This window comes from Streptomyces sp. AC627_RSS907, assembly GCF_019049165.1.
In genome coordinates, this window is record NZ_JAGMUE010000395.1 from 1 (window position 1) to 722 (window position 722).

General features: G+C 67.7%; 1 protein-coding gene. It reads right to left on the minus strand.

From position 1 onward, the window contains the following. Positions 1 to 659, minus strand: a 659-nt coding sequence (locus KUM32_RS36080) for an STAS domain-containing protein (protein WP_217146129.1), incomplete at its 3' end; no start/stop codon positions are given. Positions 660 to 722: the final 63 nt, after the last annotated feature.

Sequence of the window (722 nt, forward strand, 5' to 3'; positions counted from 1 at the left end):
GCCGTGTCCACCGTGGGAACAGCGGTGATGTCGATGATCGCGACGAGCGCCTCGTGATCCTGGATTCCCTGCAGCAGGTTCTCCATGACCACCTGGGTGCGTGCGGTGTCGAGGGTCCCGATCAGCGGTACGGCGAGCACGTGACGCCACAGACGGACCACGGGAGTCGACAGTTCCAGCAACTGCCGGCTCTGCCGCCCGATGATCTCCTCCCGGCCCTCGACGTAGGTGTTGAACGAGAGTGCGCCAGCGGCGTCCAGCAGCCTGTTGATCAGCAGCGCGACGGCGAGCGCGTCGTCAGCGGCCCGCACGGACTCCTGCACGGACTCCAGCAGGGCCTCCTTGAGGGTGAGGACCGCGAGGAACGTGTCGGTGGGTGAGGCCCCACCCCGCGCGCGGCGCAGCGAGAGCTCGGTGATCACGCGGTGCAACTCGGGATGCGCCGTCACCACGCGCTCCACCGGCAGACCGCCGGCCAGACTCGCCGAGAGGGCGGCGACCACGGAGTCCGCCTCCTCGTGCAACTCCGCTTCGCTGATCCCGGATCCGGCCTCGCTACGCTGTAGTTGCAGCTGCACCCACCGATCGGCGATCTTGTCGGCACGCTCGTCGAGTGCGTTGATCACGCGCTCTCGCGTGGCGGTCTCACTACTACTCACCAGATGCTCCTCGCTTGCGACGCCCAGCACACCGTCACGAGTCGGAGTCGAGTGGTGCGGAAG